The sequence below is a fragment of the Stenotrophomonas sp. YJH_SMC_91 genome, assembly GCF_059368495.1.
The window spans coordinates 61,638-79,821 of the sequence record NZ_JCAFRT010000010.1 but is presented as its reverse complement, the minus strand read 5'-3'; the positions used below and the strand labels follow the sequence as shown (position 1 = coordinate 79,821).

16 protein-coding genes are annotated in these 18,184 nt (G+C 67.2%); 10 read left to right on the top strand and 6 right to left on the bottom strand.

What is annotated here, in order from left to right:
• Nucleotides 1–457 precede the first annotated feature (457 nt).
• The 6 genes from dapE to map are packed head-to-tail and all read right to left on the bottom strand — an operon-like array spanning nucleotide 458 to nucleotide 6,906.
• A complete protein-coding gene (gene dapE / locus AC5P5X_RS13290) occupies nucleotides 458–1,585 on the bottom strand; it encodes a succinyl-diaminopimelate desuccinylase (protein ID WP_111189014.1) in 1,128 nt (375 codons plus the stop codon).
• Nucleotides 1,582–1,953, bottom strand: a complete 372-nt coding sequence (locus AC5P5X_RS13285) for a Spx/MgsR family RNA polymerase-binding regulatory protein (RefSeq protein WP_181453844.1) — start codon at nucleotides 1,951–1,953, stop codon at nucleotides 1,582–1,584. Before AC5P5X_RS13285 ends, dapE begins: the two co-directional genes overlap by 4 nt.
• 31 nt (nucleotides 1,954–1,984) lie before the next feature.
• Nucleotides 1,985–2,446, bottom strand: a complete 462-nt coding sequence (locus AC5P5X_RS13280) for a hypothetical protein (RefSeq protein ID WP_241889075.1) — start codon at nucleotides 2,444–2,446, stop codon at nucleotides 1,985–1,987.
• Nucleotides 2,388–3,434: a 2,3,4,5-tetrahydropyridine-2,6-dicarboxylate N-succinyltransferase gene (gene dapD / locus AC5P5X_RS13275; RefSeq protein ID WP_111117842.1), complete on the bottom strand. Its 1,047-nt coding sequence runs from the start codon at nucleotides 3,432–3,434 to the stop codon at nucleotides 2,388–2,390. Before dapD ends, AC5P5X_RS13280 begins: the two co-directional genes overlap by 59 nt.
• On the bottom strand, nucleotides 3,434–6,043 hold the full coding sequence (locus AC5P5X_RS13270; RefSeq protein WP_464049036.1) for a [protein-PII] uridylyltransferase: 2,610 nt from the start codon (nucleotides 6,041–6,043) through the stop codon (nucleotides 3,434–3,436). Before AC5P5X_RS13270 ends, dapD begins: the two co-directional genes overlap by 1 nt.
• A gap of 20 nt (nucleotides 6,044–6,063) precedes the next feature.
• Complete coding sequence (gene map / locus AC5P5X_RS13265) at nucleotides 6,064–6,906, bottom strand: type I methionyl aminopeptidase (protein WP_005408754.1); 843 nt, start codon at nucleotides 6,904–6,906, stop codon at nucleotides 6,064–6,066.
• 173 nt (nucleotides 6,907–7,079) lie between these two features.
• Between map and AC5P5X_RS13260 the strand changes: the two genes are divergently transcribed.
• From AC5P5X_RS13260 to frr, 10 genes are all read left to right on the top strand, one after another.
• The gene (locus AC5P5X_RS13260; protein WP_005412747.1) at nucleotides 7,080–7,610 is read left to right on the top strand and encodes a Csu type fimbrial protein; all 531 of its coding nucleotides are present in this window, start codon (nucleotides 7,080–7,082) and stop codon (nucleotides 7,608–7,610) included.
• A complete protein-coding gene (locus AC5P5X_RS13255) occupies nucleotides 7,610–8,359 on the top strand; it encodes a fimbrial biogenesis chaperone (protein ID WP_005412746.1) in 750 nt (249 codons plus the stop codon). The genes AC5P5X_RS13260 and AC5P5X_RS13255 overlap by 1 nt, the downstream gene beginning before the upstream one ends.
• A gap of 7 nt (nucleotides 8,360–8,366) precedes the next feature.
• A complete protein-coding gene (locus tag AC5P5X_RS13250) occupies nucleotides 8,367–10,745 on the top strand; it encodes a fimbria/pilus outer membrane usher protein (RefSeq protein WP_111189015.1) in 2,379 nt (792 codons plus the stop codon).
• Nucleotides 10,742–11,776 (top strand): Csu type fimbrial protein, encoded by a 1,035-nt coding sequence (locus AC5P5X_RS13245; RefSeq protein ID WP_005408750.1) that lies wholly within the window; start codon nucleotides 10,742–10,744, stop codon nucleotides 11,774–11,776. The genes AC5P5X_RS13250 and AC5P5X_RS13245 overlap by 4 nt, the downstream gene beginning before the upstream one ends.
• Nucleotides 11,777–12,192: 416 nt before the next feature.
• Nucleotides 12,193–12,891, top strand: a complete 699-nt coding sequence (locus tag AC5P5X_RS13240; protein WP_062607492.1) for a fimbrial biogenesis chaperone — start codon at nucleotides 12,193–12,195, stop codon at nucleotides 12,889–12,891.
• A 220-nt stretch (nucleotides 12,892–13,111) separates the two neighbouring features.
• Nucleotides 13,112–13,918, top strand: coding sequence for a 30S ribosomal protein S2 (gene rpsB, locus AC5P5X_RS13235; RefSeq protein WP_005408748.1), 807 nt, complete (start codon nucleotides 13,112–13,114; stop codon nucleotides 13,916–13,918).
• A gap of 125 nt (nucleotides 13,919–14,043) precedes the next feature.
• On the top strand, nucleotides 14,044–14,919 hold the full coding sequence (gene tsf / locus AC5P5X_RS13230) for a translation elongation factor Ts (RefSeq protein WP_005408747.1): 876 nt from the start codon (nucleotides 14,044–14,046) through the stop codon (nucleotides 14,917–14,919).
• Nucleotides 14,920–15,143: 224 nt separating this feature from the next.
• Nucleotides 15,144–16,682, top strand: coding sequence for a GGDEF domain-containing protein (locus AC5P5X_RS13225; RefSeq protein ID WP_005412741.1), 1,539 nt, complete (start codon nucleotides 15,144–15,146; stop codon nucleotides 16,680–16,682).
• A gap of 121 nt (nucleotides 16,683–16,803) precedes the next feature.
• On the top strand, nucleotides 16,804–17,532 hold the full coding sequence (gene pyrH, locus AC5P5X_RS13220) for a UMP kinase (RefSeq protein ID WP_005408745.1): 729 nt from the start codon (nucleotides 16,804–16,806) through the stop codon (nucleotides 17,530–17,532).
• A gap of 96 nt (nucleotides 17,533–17,628) precedes the next feature.
• Nucleotides 17,629–18,183 (top strand): ribosome recycling factor, encoded by a 555-nt coding sequence (gene frr / locus AC5P5X_RS13215; protein ID WP_005408744.1) that lies wholly within the window; start codon nucleotides 17,629–17,631, stop codon nucleotides 18,181–18,183.
• Nucleotide 18,184 lies beyond the last annotated feature (1 nt).

The window sequence follows — 18,184 nt, the reverse complement described above, 5'->3', positions numbered from 1 at the left end:
ACAAAAAAACCCGCATCGGCTGATGCGGGTTTTCTGGTGTCCGGGCGTGTGTTGCTGTCTATCTACCCAGGGCGCAGTCCCGCATCGGCCGCGCACGATTATTCGCGCGCAGATTATTGCGGTTGTTGTTGACGGCGGTGGCTTGGCGGATCGACATGGCATCGACCCTACCCCGGTTTCCAGCGCGGCGCAACAGTTGCGTCGGCAACCGAGGCACCGGGGCACTGGCTGCCCTGCCCTGCCCTGCCTGGGCCTGGCGCCTGCCAGACCCTCACCCGCCTTCGGCCCTGCCAGCGGCGGCCGGCTTGTTCGCCAGGCCCCAGGCGCAGCGCTCCTACATGGCCGCGCCAAGCTACTGGGAAAAGGCGATCATGCCGCCGTTACTCATCTTTTCGGACCAGGGCCCGGCTGCAGTCCTGCGGAAGGTGTGCCGACCGACGATCGGCATCCACCATCCTCACACCAGCAGCCGTTCCACCAGCCGCTGGTACAGCCCCGGCAACGCTTCCAGATCGTCCACGCGCACGTTCTCGTCCACCTGGTGGATGCTGGCATTGACCGGGCCTACTTCGATGCATTGCGCGCCCAATGGCGCGATGAAGCGTGCATCGGAGGTGCCGCCGCCGGTGCTTTCTTCTGGCGCGCGGCCGATGTGCTCGGCCAGCACCGCACGGGCGATGGCGCGCAGCGTGCCTTCCGGGGTGTAGAACGGCTCGCCGCTGCGATGCCACTTCAGCGTGTACTGCAGGCCATGCCGTTCCAGCAGTGCGGTGATCTCCGCCTCCAGCTTCGGCGCATCCCAGTGCGGGTTGTAGCGGATGTTGAAATCCACGTCGAGCTCACCGGGAATCACGTTGTTGGCACCGGTGCCGGCGTGGATGTTGGAGATCTGCAGGCTGGTCGGCGGGAAACTCTCGTAGCCTTCGTCCCAGCGCCGCGCGCATAGTTCTGCCAGGGCCGGCGCCGCCTGGTGAATCGGGTTGCGTGCCTTTTCCGGATACGCCACGTGGCCCTGCACGCCTTGGACGCGCAGTTTGGCCGACAGGCTGCCGCGACGTCCCACGCGCAGCAGATCGCCCAGCGTCGCGGTCGACGACGGCTCACCGGTGATGCACCAGTCGATGCGCTGCCCGCGTGCGGCGAACAGGCGTGCAACGTGGCGCACGCCATCGATGGCATCGCCCTCCTCGTCGCTGGTCAGCAGTACCGCCAGCGTGCCGGGATGGTCGGGATGGTCGGCGACGAACTGCTCGGCGGCCACCACGAACGCCGCCACGCTGCCTTTCATGTCGGCGGCACCGCGCCCATACAGCACGCCATCGCGGATCTGTGGGGTGAACGGGTCGCTGGTCCAGGACTCGCGCGGGCCGGTGGGCACCACGTCAGTGTGGCCCAGCAGAACCAGCACCGGCGCGCCCTGGCCATGGGTCGCCCACAGATTGTCAACGTCGCCCAGGCGCAGATGATCGCACTGGAATCCGGCCTGCTTCAGCCGCGCCGCCAACAGCGCCTGGCAACCAGCATCGTCCGGCGTTACCGAAGGTCGCGCAATCAGCTCGCAGGTCAGGTCGAGGACCGCGCTCATGCGTCGCCCACGCCGAAGCGTGCCTTGAAACCATTGTCACTGAAACCCTGGCTGGCCTTGCCATCGGCGGTGACCACCAGTGGGCGCTTGATCAGCTGCGGATACTCGCGCAGCAGCAGCTTCCATTCGGCCTCGGAGTCCGCAGCCTTGCGGTTGTCCGGCAGCTGCCGCCAGGTGGTGGAGGACTTGTTGACCATCGCCGCCAGCCCCCCCAGCTGCGCGGCCCATTCCAGCAGCATTTCCGGGCTGGGTTTGTTGTCGCGGTAGTCGTCGAAGGTGTACGGCACGCCGAAGCGGTCCAGCCACTTGGTCGCCTTCTTGCAGGTATCGCAGTTCTTCAAACCGTAGACAGTGGTGCTCATGGCCATCTGTGATGCTGGAAAACAGAGGGCCAGAATCTCACAACAGGCGCTCGGACACGACCCGGAACGGCACTCTCGGCAAGCGGAAGGCCAGGCCCGATGCAAGCGCCACGCTCATCGCCTGCAGGCGCGGGCACTGCAGCTCGCGTTCCAGGCGCAGCGGCTGCAGGCTGTCGAGGTCTACCGGCAGCCCGATGCGGGTGCTGGCCCAGCGACAGTCGCAGGTGCGGGCGATGGCCTCGTCCTGGCAGGTGAGGAAACGCAGGGGGGCCTGATGGCCACCGAAGGCGGCGCCGGCATCGGCCAGCGCCGCGACAGTGCGCGGCGCAGTCGGGTCCAGCGCATGGCGTGCAGCAGGCGCGGCAGCATCCGCCCCAACAGGGTGTCGGACGGATGCCGGTAGATCGCGGACTGCGCCAGATCCTCCGGCGCAGCCACCTTCAGTCGGCCAGGCCGCGCAGCAGGTCGTTGACGCTGGTCTTGCTGCGGGTCCTGGCATCAACCTGCTTGACGATCACCGCGCAGTACAGCGAATGCGTACCGTCCTTGCTCGGCAGCGAGCCGGACACCACCACGCTGTACGGCGGGATGTAGCCGTAGGTGATCTCGCCGGTGGCACGGTTGTAGATGCGGGTGCTCTGGCTGAGGAACACGCCCATGCCGATCACGCTGTGGTGTCCGACCACCACGCCTTCCACCACTTCCGAACGCGCACCGATGAAGCAGTGGTCTTCAATGATGGTCGGGCTGGCCTGCAGGGGTTCCAGCACGCCGCCAATGCCGGCACCGCCGGACAGGTGGCAGTGCTGGCCGATCTGCGCGCACGAACCCACGGTGGCCCAGGTATCGACCATGGTGCCTTCACCGACATAGGCACCGATGTTGGTGAAGCTCGGCATCAGCACCACGTCCTTGCCGAAGTACGTACCGCGGCGGGCAATGGCGCCCGGCACCACGCGCACGCCACCACGGCGGAACTTCGCTTCGTCATAACCGGCAAAACGCGATTCGACCTTGTCCCAGAACGGCGCCGGACGTGCGTCGACCACGGCCATGTCGTTGACGCGGAAGTACAACAGCACGGCCTTCTTCAGCCACTCGTTGACCTTCCAGCCACCGTGGCCGTCCGGTTCGGCAACGCGGAATTCGCCGCTCTCCAGGCCGTCGATCACACGGTTGACCAGCGGCCTGGTCGAGCCTTCCAGTTCGTGAAGGGTCAGCGTGGCGCGGCGTTCGAAGGCACTTTCGATGCCGAACTTCAGTTCTTCCACGCCCGGCGCGGCCGGCTTGCGCAGCGACTTGCGGGCGATGGTTTCGGCGCGTGCGGCTTCTGCGCTCTTGGCCGGGGCCTTCTTCGGTGCTGCCACCTTCTTCGCCGGCGCCTTCACCACCGCGGCTTTCTTCGGCGCGGCCGGCACGGCGGCAGTTTTCTTGGCCGCTGCGCTCTTGGCGGTGGCAGCAGTCTTCTTAACAGGCTTGGTGGCCATCAGGCGGGGTCTCCGGCGTTTCTATCAGGGTCCAGGCAGGCCAGCATCGCGTCATGCAGCTGCTGCCGGGCAGGTTCAGTCAGGGGGAGGTCGTGTTCGTCACTGATCACGAAGGTGTCTTCGGCGCGCTCGCCGAACGTGGCAATGCGGGCATCATGCACGCGCAGGCCCTGGTTGCGCAGCACGAACGCCACGTCGGCCAGCAGGCCGGGGCGGTCGGGGGCGACCAGGGCAAAACGGGTTGCGCCCGGTTCATCGCGGAACTCGATGCGCGGCGCGAAGCGGAAATGGCGCAGCTGGCGTGGCACCACCCGACGCGACGGGCGCAGGCGCGACAGGTCACCACTGAGTGCCTCGCGCAGCGCGGCCTCCAGGTTGGCGCTGCTGCCATCGGCGAAGCTGTCGGCCGGGTTCACTTCGAAGGTATCGAAAATGGTGTCGGCCGGGCCATCCAGCACGCGCGCGCGATGGATCCCGTAGCCCTTGCGGTCCAGGGTCATCACGATGGCGGCAAACAGGCCGTCGCGGTCCGGCGAATGCACGAACACTTCCAGTGCCGGGTCGTCGACACTGATGCGGCGCACCTTCACCAGCGTCTGGCCCTGTTTCACCGGTACCAGCGCGGCGGCCTGCCAGGCCAGCTGCTCAGGGCGCAGGCGAATGAAGCCCTCATCCGGCATCACGGCGAACTGGCGGTCGATGGTGGCGTCGTCGTAACCCTGCTCGCGCACCAGTGCGCGCACGCTGTCGCGCGCCTCGGCCACGCGCTCGGCCGCCGGTACCGGATGCTCGAGCCCTTCGCGCAGCGCGCGCCGGGTGGCGAAATACAGATCGGCCAGCAGGCGATCCTTCCAGGCATTCCACAGTTTCGGGCTGGTGCCGGCGATGTCGGCACAGGTCAGCAGGTACAGGTAGTCCAGGCGGTCGCGGCTGCCGACCAGCGTGGCGAAGCGATGGATCACCACCGGGTCGGCGATGTCCTGCTTCTGCGCGGTCACCGACATGCGCAGGTGCTGTTCGACCAGCCACGCCACCAGTTCGGTATCGGACGTGCTCAGCGCATGCGCCTGGCAGAACGCGCGCGCATCGACCGCGCCCAGTTCGGAATGGTCGCCGCCGCGGCCCTTGGCAATGTCATGGAACAGGCCGGCCAGCAGCAGCAGCTCCGGCTTGCGCAGGCGCGGCCAGACTTCATGGGCGATCGAGAAGCGTTCGTCGGCACGGCTGCTGGCGAACAGGCCGATGTTGCGCAGGACCATCAGCGTGTGCTGGTCGACGGTATAGACATGGAACAGGTCGAACTGCATGCGCCCGCTGACCTGGGCGAACGCGGGAATCCACTGGCCGAGCACGCCCAGCCGCGCCATGCGCGAAAGCGTATCGACCGGGCGTTGGCCACGCAGCAGGGTCATGAACTGCTCGCGCGCATCGGTGTCGGCCTGGTCGTAGGCCGGCAGCAGCGGCAGCGATTCGGCCAGCGCGCGCGCGGTCAGCGAATGCAGGCCGCGTACCTGCGGATTGTTGGCCCAGCTGGAGAACAGCGCGAACACCTGGCCGATGTCGCCGCGCGGCCAGTCGGCCTCGTTGGCGGCCAGGTAGCCACGGCGCAGGGAAAAGCCCACGGTCAGCGGTTCCGGCTGCGCTTCGCCATCGAACTGTTCCTCGAAGCGCTGCAGCAGGCGGTCGCTGATCCGGCGCACCACCAGCGCTGCGCGGTAGAAGCCCTGCATCATTTTCTCGACACCGAGGTTCTCGGCGTCGTCTTCGAAGCCCAGGCGCGCGGCCAGGGTCTTCTGGTAATCGAAACGCAGGCGCTCTTCCGGGCGACGTGCTACCAGGTGCAGGCCAAACCGCAGTCGCGCCAGCACCGCACGTTCGCGCTTGAGCGCCGCGGCTTCGTCGGCACCCAGATGGCCGAGCCCGACCAGGGCTTCCAGGTCGCGCACGCCAAAGGCACGCAGAGCCATCCAGCCCAGCGTGTTGAGATCGCGCAGGCCACCGGGGCCATCCTTCAGGTCCGGCTCCAGGTTGTCGGCGGTATCGCCGAAACGCTGGTGCCGGTTGCGCAGCTCTTCCAGCTTGGCCAGGAAGAACGCGCGTGCCGGCCACAGTTCGCGGTCGTCGATGGCCTCGCGCAGCGCGCGGCGCGCCGCATCATCAGCCAGGATCGGGCGCGCCTCGATCAGCGCGGTCAGCACGGTCTGGTCCGTCGCCGCCTCGCGGCACTGGGATGCAGAACGCACCGCATGGCTGACCGCCAGCCCGCAATCCCACAGCAGCGCAAACAGGCGCGCCAGTGCCGCTTCGTGCGCCAGCTGTGCCGGCGGGCCGCCGAACACCAGCAGGTCGATGTCCGAGCGCGGGAACAGCTCACCGCGCCCATAGCCGCCCACCGCGAACAGCGACAGGCCACTATCGACTGGCAGGCAGCGCTGCCACGCCAGGCGGATCAGATGGTCGGCGGCACGCGCGCGCAGCGCCAGCAGGCGCTCGATGTTGTCGCCCTGGTCGAAGCGGCGGTACAGGCGCGCGTCGGCCTGCTGCAGCGCCTGGCGCGCGGCAGCAGCCCAGTCCGGGTCGTTGAGCGACGCGGCCGGCGTGTCCAGCAGCGAACTCGCCGGCAGCATCCTCAGGAGACCTGCGACTCGCCCGGCGACAGCGTCAGCACGTCGACGCCGGTCTCGGTGACCGCGATCATGTGCTCCCACTGCGCCGACAGCTTGCGGTCCTTGGTCACCACGGTCCAGCCATCCGGCAGCACCTTGTTGTAACGGGTGCCCTCGTTGATCATCGGTTCGATGGTGAAGGTCATGCCCGGCTGCAGCACCAGGCCCTGGCCCGGGCGGCCGTAATGCACCACCTGCGGCTCGTCGTGGTAGACCTTGCCGATGCCGTGGCCGCAGTACTCGCGCACCACACTGAAACGCTCGCCTTCGGCATAGCTCTGGATGGCATGGCCGATGTCGCCCAGGGTTGCGCCCGGACGCACCGCACGGATGCCGCGCCACATGGCTTCGTAGGTGGTTTCCACCAGGCGGCGGGCCATCACCGACGGCGTGCCGACGAAGTACATGCGGCTGGTGTCGCCGTGCCAGCCGTCCTTGATGACGGTAACGTCGATATTGATGATGTCGCCATCCTTCAGCACCTTCCCTTCGCTGGGAATACCGTGGCAGATGACGTTGTTGACCGAGGTGCACACGGTCTTCGGGAAGCCGCGGTAGCCGACGTTGGCCGGAATCGCGCCCTGCACGTTCACGATGTGGTCGTGGCAGATGCGGTCCAGCTCCTCGGTGGTGACACCGGGCTTGACGTGGGGGGTGACGATGTCGAGCACTTCGCTGGCCAGGCGGCCGGCGATGCGCATCATCTCGATTTCCTGCGGGGTTTTCAGATTCACGCTCATGGCGCCCATTATCGCCGATCCCGCTGCAATCTGAACGAACGCCACCCAACTGGCGATCCGGGGCATGCACGGTTCCGGCAAGGAAAGTGAAAGCGTGACGATCTCCACCCTTTCGCACGCCTGTTTATCACGGATTACAGACACTTACCCGCAGAAGCTGGCCACGACCGTTGTCAAAGCGGCCCCGAACCTGCCGCCTTCGCCTTGTTCAACAGACCTTCGGGTCAGGGAGGTTGTCCATGCGATCCACGTTCCGCTCACCGCTCGCCTGGGTCCTGACCGGACTGTTGCTGGCCGGCCCCGCACTGGCCGCCGACACCACGACCTTCAACGTGACCCTGGTGGTCACCAAGGCCTGCACCATCACGGCGGCGGCGGCCACCAACGTTGACTTCGGCACGGCGGCCTCGACCACGGCGACCCCCACCCTGGGCCAGGGCACGGTGACCGCCCAATGCTCGGCCCTGACCCCGTACACGATTTCGCTGAACGCGGGCGCCAATGCCAGCACCGCCAACGACGTCACCACCCGCCGGATGAAGAACACCAACGCCGCGGTGACCGCCAACAACTTCGTTGGCTACCAGCTCTACCAGGACGCCGCTCATACCCTGGTCTGGGGTGCGACCTCGGGCACCAACACCCAGGCCGGCATCGGCACTGGCCTGGCCGTGCCCTACATCGTCTACGGCCAGATCCTGAACCTGAGCACCAACAACCCGGCCACCGGCAACTACCTGGATACGGTCACCGCCACGATCACCTATTGATGGAGCACGCCCGCATGGCCGGACCCCGCCCGTGGCGCGCCACCGGCGTGGCGCTGCTCGCCCTCTCCCTGCTGGCCGCAGCCCCTGCCGGTGCCACCAGCCTCCAGGTCGCCCCCACCAGCCTGCAGCTTGAGGCCCGCCAGCGCGCTGGCGAACTGTGGCTGACCAACAGTGGCACCTCGCCGGTCAGGCTGCAGGTGCGGGTCTTCCGCTGGGTACAGCAGGATGGCCAGGAACAACTGCTGCCCACCGAGGAACTGCTGGCCACCCCTCCGATGCAGGAACTGGGCGCGGGCCAGCAGCAGCTGGTACGGGTCATGCGCCCGAACCACGAACCGCCTGCGGCACAGCAGTACTACCGGCTGATCGTCGACGAGGTGCCTGATCTGGCGACCCGCGCCAACGGCATGCAGTTCGTGCTGCGCTATTCGATTCCGGTGTTCGTGCAACCGTCTGGCGGCAAGCTGGCGCCGCGCCTGCAGGCCAGCCTGGTCCGGTTGCAGGACGGACGCAACGGCGTGGAGGTGGCCAACACCGGCAACAGCTATGCACAGATCGCCGACCTGGCGCTGGGCAGCGTCCAGCGCCCGCGCATCGTGCACCCCGGCCTGCTGGGCTATGTACTGCCCGGGCAGGTGATGCGCTGGCCGATCGAGCGCACGGCCATCGACCGCGACAACGACCAGATCACGGCCAAGCTCAATGGCGAGTCGGAACAGACGCCGCTGTCGCCACCACCGGCTCGCTGAGGCGTTGATGGGCGCGCTGTTGGCTGCCCTGGCTCCTGCGGCGACCGAAGCCGCCGATGTGTCCGGCGTGGCTGCCGCCGGGGCTGCGGACGTCTCCGGGGTGTCGGCCGACGCGATCCTGCCCGCCCCCACGCCCCTGACCGCCAGCCAGACCCTGTACCTGGACGTCTCGCTCAACAGCACGCCCCGCGGCCTGCTGCCATTCACTGAAACCCGTGGCCGGCTGCAGGCCAGTCCGGAAGTGCTGCGCCAGCTCGGCTTCAGCGCCCGCGGCGATGCGCCGGTCTATCTGGACCAGATCAGCGGGGCCGTTGTGCGCTACGACGCGCATATGCAGACCCTGGCCCTGGACGTGCCGCTGGACCAGCTGACCCTGCCGACCACCGTGCTCAGCCAGCCGCAGACCCGGGCACCGGCCAGCACCGCCTCGCCCGGCCTGCTGCTGAACTACGACGTGTATGGCAGCCGGGTCGACATGCTCGGCAACCTAAGCCTCAGCTCGGAGCTGCGCCTGTTCGGGATTGGTAACGGCACCGTCGAGAACACAGCGATCAGCCGGCGCTACCAGCAGCCCGGCGATCGTCGCTGGCGCGGTGAGAGCGTGCGCCTGGATACGCGCTGGAGCCTGGATTTCCCCGGCAAGGCGATGACGCTGGAGGTCGGCGATTTCTACAGCGGCTTCGTCGACTGGACCCGTCCGGTGCGCCTGGGCGGCCTGCAGATCGGCCGCAACTACGGCCTGCAGCCGTATCGCGTACTCACCCCCACGCCCAGCTTCCTCGGCCAGGCGGTGGTGCCGTCCACGGTCGAGCTGTACGTCGATGGCCTGCGCCAGTACAGCGGGCAGGTGCCGGTCGGTCCGTTCCAGCTGGCCGCGCAACCCGGCATCAGCGGCACCGGCAGCGCACAGGTGGTGGTGACCGATGCATTCGGGCGCATGCAGACGCTGGATTTCAGTTTCTACGGCACCCAGCAGCTGCTGGCCAAGGGCCTGTCGGACTGGTCGGCCGGCGTTGGCCGCCTGCGTGAGGATTTCGGCCAGCGTTCCTTCGCCTACGACGATCGCACCGTGGCCAGTGCCAGCTGGCGAGGCGGTATCAGCGACACCTTTACCGGCGAAGCACATGCCGAAGGCGGCGGCGGCCTGGCCCAGGCCGGCATCGGCGGCTGGTGGCTGCTCGGCGGCGCGGGCGTGTTCAACGCCGCCTATGCGCACAGTGACTATCACGGCCTGCGGGGCGGGCAATGGGCACTGGGCTACAGCTGGAACAACCGCCGGCTCAATTTCAATCTGCGCAGCGTGCGCAGCCATGGCGATTACCGCGACCTGGGCGCACTGCAGGGCAACCTGCCGCCGAGCATCAGTGAACAGGCCACGGTCGGCGCCGATCTGCTGCGGCTGGGCACGCTCAGCGCCAGCTACCTGCGCCTGCGCTATCCCGACGGAGACGACAACCGCTACGCCAGCCTGTTCTGGTCACGCACCTGGAGCCAGCGGTGGTCGGCCTACCTGTCGGTGAACCAGAACCTGGACAAGAGCGATGACCGCAGCATCTACCTGTCGGTCACCGCCAGCCTGGGCAACAACCGCCAGGCCAGCCTCTCCAGCCAGCGCAACGGCGACAGCCAGAGCTGGGTAGCGGACGTGACCCAGCCGGTACCCGGCGACGGCAGCGCCGGCGGCGTCGGTTGGCGCGCGCAGGTGCGCCATGGCGAGGACGGCAATGGCGGCCTGGCCGAAGTCGGCATCCTCAATGACGTCGGTCGCTACTCATTCGGCGCCTCGCGCCAGGGCGGCCTGAACTATGCCTACGCCAGCGCCAGTGGCAGCCTGGTGTGGATGGGCGGGCATGCCTTCGCCACCCGCGAAGTCTCCGACGCGTTCGCAGTCATCAGCACCAACGGCGTGGGCGGCGTGCCGGTGCGGCTGGAAAACCGGCTGATCGGCGTGACCGATGATCGCGGCCTGCTGCTGGTCAGCCCACTGCTGTCCTGGCAGCGCAATCGCGTCTCCATCGACACCCTGGACCTGCCCGAGGACATGCGCGCCGATCGCATCGAAGACTGGGTGACACCCCGCCAACGCGCCGGCACCCGCGTGACCTTCGCGCTGCGTTCGCGGCCGTCGTTGAACCTGACCCTGCACGGCATGGACGGGCAACCGCTGGAGGTCGGCAGCGAGGTGCAGCTGCCGGACGGGCGACAGGCGCTGGTGGGCTATGACGGGCTGCTGTACCTGGAAGACGTGTCCGCCGGCAGCGTGCTGTACATCACCACCAGCCGCGGGCAATGCAGGGTGAAGGTACCGGACGTGCCCAAGGTGGTGGCTTCCGGCGCGCGGCCGAAGCCGGCACCGCTGGCGTGCATCCCGGAGGTAGCGCCATGAGGACGTTGCTGCTCGGCCTGCTGCTGGTCGCCGGCCTGCTGGCGGCGGCACCGGCCCGCGCCGTCGCGGTGTGCGCCGCCGTCGCCGACCCGACGCTGCCGTTTGGCAACGTCAACAGCAATGCCCCCGGCGCAACCACCGGCACGCTCAACATCACCGTGACCTGCACCACTGCCGCGCTGAGCGTGCTGGCCACTACCGGCGTGCGGGTCTGCGTGGGCATCGGCGCCGGCAGCGGCGGCGGCAGCAGCTCCAGCTGGCGGACGATGAAGACCAGCACCAGCGACAGCATGAACTTCCAGCTCTACAACACCTCCAACTTCAGCCAGGTGACCGGGTTGACCCCGCGCGGCTCGCCGCCGGCGCAGGAGCTGACCCTGACCTACAACGTGCCCCTGACCGGCGGCAGCGGCACGCAGACCACGCAGCTGTCCGCACAGATCCCCGCCAATCAGATCCTGGCGTCAGGCGCCTACAGCAGCACCTTCAACGGCGCCAACGTGGTGCTGACCTGGGCCTGGAACGAGGTCCTGCTCGGCAATGCCACGGTGCCCGCCAACTGCAACGGCGGCGCCACCGGCACCAACAGCATCAGCAACGCCTTCAGCTTCACCGCCACCGCCAACGTGCTGCCGCAGTGCGGCAGCTACGTCACCACCAACATGGACTTCGGCAACGTCACCGGCGGCATTCCCGCCAACATCGACCGGACCGCCACCTTGACCCTGACCTGCCTGAAGAACACGGCCTACCAGGTCAGCCTCAACAACGGCCAGAACAACCCCTCCGCCACCAGCACGCGGCGCATGGCCACCACCATCGGCGGCAGCACCTACTACCTCACCTACGAGCTGTACCGCAATGCCGCGCGCAGCCTGCGCTGGGGCAACACCCTCAACGTCGATACCGTTGGCGGCACCGGAAGTGGCAGCGCGCAGCAGCTGACCATCTATGGCCGGGTGCCGCCGGTCACCGGCCAGCCCCCGGCCGGCATCTACAACGATGTGGTGCAGGTGACCATCACCTATTGACCTGCATGCCGACCAACGGTCGACACCCACCGGGGTTTCGGCACATCCACGTCATGCGTGGATGCGCGCATCATTCCTGTGCCAGGAGCAGTCGACTGACAGTCGACGCTACAGATTCGGCCGATCCAGCCGATACCGCGCAGCGAGATCTTTCAGCACGGTGGTTGCCAGGTGGCTCGCGCATTTCTGATAGGGGCGATACTGTTCGCCAGCACATCGGCGTGGGCCGAACCCGGCCCCAGCAACCTGCAGATCCGCCTGACCGTGGTCGAAGCCTGCCGCGATGACCCCGGCAGCACCCACTGCCCCGCCCCCCACCAGCGCAGCGACACACCGCAACTTCCGCCCCAGGTCCGCGAGCTCGCGCCTCCCGCCGACGGCGAAGACACGACGTCCGCCGTGACCGTCATCTACTGATGCGGGCACTTCTGACCCTGCTGGCGATGCTGCTGGCGTTGCCTGCCGCGGCATTGGACCTGTTGCCGACCACACTGCAGCTGCCCGCCGAAGGTGGCCAGGGCGAACTTTGGCTCTTCAACCCCGGTCCCGGCCGCTGGCAGGGCCGGGTACAGATCCTTGCGTGGGACCAGCAGACCGACGCGGACATGCTGCGTCCCACCGACCAGGTGCTCGCCAGCCCCACCCTGCTCGACATCCCGCCCGGCGTCCGACAGCGCATCTGGCTGCTGCCACGCCAGCCGGCATCCGCTGTCGGCGAACAGGCCTATCGGGTCGTCCTGGCCCCCACTACGCCAGGCCTGCAGCGCTATTCGCTGCCGTTGTTCCGCGGGCACGCCACGCCAATGACCCAATCGCGGCTGCATGCAGGGATCGAACCCGGCCAGTCACATACCTTCCTGCGACTGAGCAACACCGGTACCCTGCACGCACGCCTGAACGATCTCGCCTACATCACCAGCGGCGGTCAGCGCACCCTGCTGCTGCCCGGCCTGGCCGGGTATCTGCTGGCCGGCCATGAGCGCCGCTGGGCCCTGCCCGCCCGCGCTGATGGCTACGCCGGCGGTCATTTCCAGGCCCGGCTGCAGGATGGCCGCGTGATCGATCTGGTCGCTCCAGGCCCGGCAATTGCAGCCAGCGCACCGAGCGGGCTATAATCGACCGGATTCCTGCCGCCTGCGTGCGCGGGAACCCGTCCACACCGGACGTCACCGGTGAATCCACACCTGCTGCCCCCATCCGTGCCGGGGTGCTCCGCAAGGAGTTCGGCCACGGAGGCAACAGGGAAGCCCAACCCCGGAACCGATCGCGCTTCCACGCGTCCCGCATACCTATCCCCGCGGGCGGAATCGCTGGTTCCATATCAGGAGTATTGCAATGCCCCAGGTCACCATGCGTCAGATGCTGGAAGCCGGCGTCCACTTCGGCCACCAGACCCGCTACTGGAACCCCAAGATGGCTCCGTACATCTTCGGCGCCCGCGGCAAGATCCACATCATCAACCTGGAAAAGACCGTCCCGCTGTTCAACGACGCGATGAACTTCATCTCGTCGGTTGCCCAGAAGCGCGGCACCGTCCTGTTCCTGGGCACCAAGCGCAGCGCCCGCGAAACCATCAAGGAAGAAGCCGAGCGTTGCGGCATGCCGTTCATGAACCAGCGCTGGCTGGGCGGCACCCTGACCAACTTCCGTACCGTCAAGCAGTCGGTTGCCCGCCTGAAGGAACTGGAAGCCGGTGAAACCGACGGCACCTTCGAGAAGCTGGTCAAGCACGAAGTGCTGGGCCTGCGTCGCGAGCGCGACAAGCTGGAAGCCTCGCTGGGCGGCATCAAGGACATGAACCGCCTGCCGGACGCCATCTTCGTGATCGACATCGGCCACGAAGACATCGCGATCAAGGAAGCCAAGAAGCTGGGCATCCCGGTCATCGCCGTGGTCGACACCAACTACAACCCGGAACTGGTGGACTACGCCATCCCGGGCAACGACGACGCCATCCGCGCTGTGCAGCTGTACGCCCGCGCCGCTGCCGACGCCGTGCTGGAAGGCAAGGCTGCTGCTCCGCACGCTGCTTCGGTGCGTGAGGAAGAGTTCGCTGAAGCCGCTGCTGAAGGCGAAGAGAAGCCGGCCCGCCGCGCTCCGGCCAAGAAGGCTGCCAAGAAGGGCGACGACGCCCAGGCCTGATCCAGGCCCGGGGTGGACGCCCGGCGTCCACCCTCCCTGCGCGCAGCCTTTGGCGCGTGACAGGACCGTGTCACACGGGCCGGCCACCATGCCGGCCCAACCCCTTTCTTTCGTGAGGTAATCCCGTGGAAATCACTGCTTCCCTGGTCAAGGAACTGCGCGAGCGCACCGGCGCCGGCATGATGGAATGCAAGAAGGCGCTCACCGAAGCCAACGGCGACATCGACGCTGCTGCTGAAGCCATGCGCAAGTCCGGCGCCGCCAAGGCCGACAAGAAGGCTGACCGCGTGGCCGCCGAAGGCCGTCTGGGCCTGGCCCAGGATGGCGGCAAGGCCGTGCTGGTCGAAGTCAACTCGGAAACCGACTTCGTCGCCAACGATGACAACTTCAAGTCCTTCGTCAATGCCGTTGCCGCTGCCGCCCTGGCATCGGGCGCCACCGACGTCGAAGCCGTGAAGGCTGCCAAGCTGGCCGATGGCCGCACCGTTGAAGAAGCCCGCGCCACCGCCGTGCAGACCCTGGGTGAGAACATCCAGATCCGTCGCATGGTGAATGTCGACACCACCGGCAACATCGGTGCGTATGTCCACACCAACGGCAAGGTCGGCGTTCTGGTCGATCTGATCGGCGGCGACGTCGAGCTGGCCCGTGGCCTGGCCATGCACGTGGCTGCGCTGAAGCCGCCGCACAACAAGGCTGCGGACGTTCCGGCCGACTTCGTCGAGAAGGAAAAGGAAATCGAGCTGGCCAAGATGTCCGAAAAGGACAAGGCCAAGCCGGCCGACATCCTGGAAAAGATCATCAGCGGCAAGATCAACAAGATCGTCAGCGACGTGACCCTGTACGGCCAGACCTACGTGCTGGGCGACACCACCGTCGAGCAGGTGGTCAAGGCCGCTGGCGCCGATGTTGCTGGCTTCAAGCTGCTGATCGTCGGCGAAGGCATCGAGAAGGTGGTGGAAGACTACGCCGCCGAAGTTGCCAAGGCGATGCAGGTCTGATTCCAGCCTTCCGGCTGTGAAGCAACCAGAAGGAGCCGCGGGAGACCGCGGCTCTTTTTTTATGCCGGCGGCCCTGTGGGGTGCGCACAGCGGCACCTTTGCGTTGCGCGCGAATCAAGCCGATACTCGGCACAGGGAATCAACAGTCATTTAGCAGGAACGAAAATCGCGGACTGTGATGCATTCCTAGGTATTCTTGTCCCAATGGAATTGAACGACCCGACATGCCTCCCGAGCTGACAGCTGCCCTGGCGCTCTGCCGCAACCTGCCCTCGCCACCCGGTATTGCCCTGCGCATCATCGAACTGGCACAGGACCCGGAAGCGGATATCGCCACCGCCGCCGACATCATCGCCATCGACATGGCGCTGAGCGCTCGCATGCTGCGCATCGCCAATTCGCCGCTGTACGCCAGCCGCCGTCGGATCGAGAACCTCGGCCAGGCACTGACCATGCTCGGCCTGAATGCCACGATCAGCCTGGCCCTCGGCTTCACCGTCACCCAGGGACTGACCGGCGGCACCGGCGCCGACCACGACCTGCGCCAACGCGCCTGGAAGCGCAGCATCCTCAGCGCGCTGGCCGCCAGCCAGCTGGGCCAGGCACGCGGCCTGCGCCGGCTGGAAGAACTGATGCTGGCCGGCCTGCTGCAGGACCTGGGCGTACTGTGCCTGGCCCAGGCCGAATCGGAGCGCTACCTGCCGCTGCTGCGCGAAGCACGCGACAACATCGATCTGGTCGCGCGCGAGCGCGACGAACTGGGCTGCAGCCACGCCGAGGTCGGCGCCTGGGTGGCCGAGCAGTGGGGCCTGCCGCGCTACCTGGTGGAGAGCATCAGCCACAGCGAAGACCTGGACGCCGCGGAGTCGCCGTTCCAGGCCTGCGTGCAGCTGTCCGGTGCCGTGGCCGACATCTGGCTGGACGATGACGCCGATGCCGCCCGCGAGCGCGCCCTGCAGCAGGTGCATGACCGCCTTGAACTGGACAGCGCCCGTTTCGACCAGGTCCTGACCCGCATCAGCGAGGCCCTGCCGGACATCGCCAGCCTGTTCGAGGCCGGCCTGAATTCCCCCTCGCGGGTGCGCGAGCTGATCGACCACGCGCAGGAGCTGGCCACCCTGCGCAACCTGCGCGAACTGCAGGATGCCGACCAGGCCCGTCGCCGCGCTGACGAATTCGAAGCCCGGGCCAAGCGCCTGGCCGACCAGGCCCATCGAGATGCCCTCACCGGCGTGCTCAACCGGCGCCAGCTGGAAGCCGTGCTGGAGCAGGAATTCCTGCGCGCCGGTCGCCAGGGCTGGCCGCTGTCGGTGGCCTTCATCGACCTGGACGACTTCAAGAAGATCAACGACGCCCATGGCCACCTGACCGGCGACGAGGTGCTGCGGGCCTTTGCCGGCAAACTGCAGGGCCAGCTGCGCCACAGCGACACCGTGGCCCGCTTCGGCGGCGAGGAGTTCGTCGCGCTGCTGCCCAACACCAGCGAAACTGTAGCACTGGACGTGATCCGCCGGGTACTGGCCAACATCGTTGCCACGCCGATGGCCGAACTGGAAGGCGGCCCGCTGTTCGTCACCTTCTCCGCCGGCGTGGCCACCCAGGGCGGCTACGAACGCTTCGCCGACGTGCAGGACCTGCTGCGCGCCGCCGACGACGTGCTGTACCGCTCCAAGAACCTCGGCCGCAACCGGGTGATCGCGCGCTCCCCCGGCGCCCTCGGCCACGACGAGCTGTCAGCGACCGCGGGCGCCGAGCTGGGCTGAACCGGAAGCCCCGGATGACCAGGGCGAACGCCAGGATTTTACGCCGCAGTGCACAAAACACTATGGCCCGACGCCGCATGCGCGTAGAATCGCCCGCGATTTCCACGCACCCGAGGTCCCCATGTCCAAGCTCGCCTATCGCCGCATCCTTCTGAAACTGTCCGGGGAGGCGCTGATGGGAGATGAGGACTACGGCATCGACCCGAAGATCATCAACCGCCTGGCCCGTGAGGTCATCGAAGCCCAGCAAGCCGGTGCCGAAGTGGCGCTGGTGATCGGCGGCGGCAACATCTTCCGCGGCGCCGGCCTGGCCGCAGGCGGCATGGACCGGGTCACCGGCGACCAGATGGGCATGCTGGCCACGGTCATCAACGCCCTGGCCATGCAGGACGCCCTGGAGAAGCTGGGCGCCAAGGCGCGCGTGATGAGCGCGATCAAGATCAACGACGTGTGCGAGGACTACATCCGCCGCCGCGCCATCCGCCACCTGGAAAAGGGCCGCCTGGTGATCTTCGCCGCCGGCGTCGGCAGCCCGTTCTTCACCACCGACTCCGGCGCCGCCCTGCGCGCGATCGAGATCGGCGCCGACCTGCTGCTGAAGGCCACCAAGGTCGATGGCGTGTACGACAAGGACCCGAACAAGCACAGCGATGCGGTCCGCTTCGACAGCCTGAGCTATGACGAAGTGATCCGCCGCGGCCTGGAAGTGATGGATACCGCCGCCTTCGCACTGGCCCGCGACAGCGACCTGCCGATGCGCGTGTTCGACATGGGCCAGCCGGGCGAGCTGCTGAAGATCCTCAACGGCGAGAACATCGGCACCCTGGTCCAGGGCCGCGATCCGGCCTGAGCCTGAGCGCGCGGCGACAACCGGGCCGATTCAGGCCCGGCAGCGTCCCGTATTCGCCTATAATCGCCCGATTCCAGATACATCCAGGACCGGGCGATGCTCAACGACATCAAGAACAACGCGCAGACGCGCATGGCCAAGAGCATCGACGCTCTGAAGCACACCCTCACCTCCATCCGGACCGGGCGTGCCACGCCGGCCCTGCTGGACCGCGTGACGGTCAATGCCTACGGCAACGCCAGCACCCCGCTGAACCAGGTTGCCTCGATCTCCAACGCCGATGCGCACTCGCTGCTGGTCACCCCGTTCGACAAGGGCATGATCAAGGAGATCGAGAAGGGTCTCTACAACGCCGAGTTCACCCCGAACACGCTGGGCACCGCGATCCGCATCAACATGCCGCCGCCGACCGAAGAGCGCCGCAAGGAGCTGGTCAAGCAGGTGCAGAAGGAAGGCGAAGGCGCCAAGATCGCGATCCGCAACATCCGTCAGGACGCGAACAAGGAAATCGCCAAGCTGGTCAAGGACAAGGCGATCAGCGAGGACGAGAAGAAGCGCGGTGAGGACGACATCCAGAAGTTGACCGACACCAACATCAAGGACGTCGACAAGGTCGTTGCCGACAAGGAAAAAGAACTGCTGTCGGTCTGAA